The organism is Streptomyces sp. NPDC031274, assembly GCF_055570235.1.
On record NZ_JBVIHP010000393.1, the window covers coordinates 1 to 1,134 of the forward strand.

Below are 1,134 nucleotides of genomic sequence, written 5' to 3' on the forward strand. Positions count from 1 at the left end.
CGGTGATCACCGGATCGGCCAGACCAGGTCTCAGGTTCAGACGTCGGCCGGATCGGGTGCGTCGTCCCACCAGTTCGGTTCCTCCTCTTGGGCCTGGGACGGGATCTCGACGGGATGGGTGCAGCGCCCCATGGCGGTTGACTCGGTCTCGGGATGAACGACTTCCTTAAGTCCGATGTGGTCGCAGTGGGGACATGCCTCGATGACTTCGCGGTCGTACACCCACCGAATATCTGCGGCCAGTCGCCGCGAGCTGCTGAGTGCGAGCGGCGCCGAGTGCCAGCGGGGGACCTCGTATTCAGGAACGGCGTGGTGGAGCTCGATAGCCTTGTCGATCTTCCCGTTGAGAGTGGTCACCGAGGCAGAGGCGGCTTCCGGTGGCCCCATCCGCGCGTTGCGCTCTTTCCAGGCTGCGGCGGAGTCGGCGGCCCGCCACACGAAAGTGATCATCTGCCCAGAGGTGTATCCATGGTTGAAACCCTTACGGATGATGTCCGTGAGCTCTTCCCGCCGTGTTTCCGGGACTTCGGGGTAGTCGTATTTCTTGGTGAGCAGCCCGTTGAGATACGAGGTGATGTTGGCGACCTCGATCTCGTCCGTCAACAAGGCGACGGCTTCGCGCGCGGTGGCTCCCTGCGGGCCAGGTCGGGTCTTGAATCCGCTCGTGATGTCCTTGACGTGCTCCTGAGCGACTGATCGGTCGCCGATGAGCCGCCATACGACATCATTGGCGCGGAACGTGATGTCGTCACCGTCCTTAGCGAGGACGAAGGCGGGCGGCGGTGTTTCCCGGGAGATGGCAAGTAGGTTCGAATAGTAGAGCGCCAGCAGGAGTTAGCTGTCCTGCGCGTTGTCACCAGTCCAACCCATGGCGCCGATACCCGTGATACTCGGGACCGATACCCGTGATACTCGGGAGCTGCTTGCCAGGGTTTCGGGTGGCGTAACTGACCAGCGCCACGTAGAGGGCAAGGGCCCGAGGGTTGTCGTCCGGGAGGCAGCTGGCGGACTCGGTCTTCGCCTCCTCGTCCTCGATGGCCCCGGCAACCAGGTGCTTGAATTCTTCGGCCTTCTGCTTCTCACGTGTCTGCTCGGCACGTTTCTGCTCAGCGGCGAGCTGCTGCCGCTCAGCCT

Annotated in this window: 1 protein-coding gene and 1 pseudogene; both read right to left on the minus strand. The window is 63.1% G+C overall.

Annotation, left to right across the window (positions count from 1 at the left end; all coding sequences use genetic code 11):
- Nucleotides 1–36: 36 nt before the first annotated feature.
- Nucleotides 37–603 (minus strand): hypothetical protein, encoded by a 567-nt coding sequence (locus ACZ5CR_RS46630; protein WP_468870126.1) that lies wholly within the window; start codon nt 601–603, stop codon nt 37–39.
- A gap of 250 nt (nt 604–853) precedes the next feature.
- A pseudogene (locus tag ACZ5CR_RS46635) lies at nt 854–1,134 on the minus strand (hypothetical protein); the annotation flags it as partial.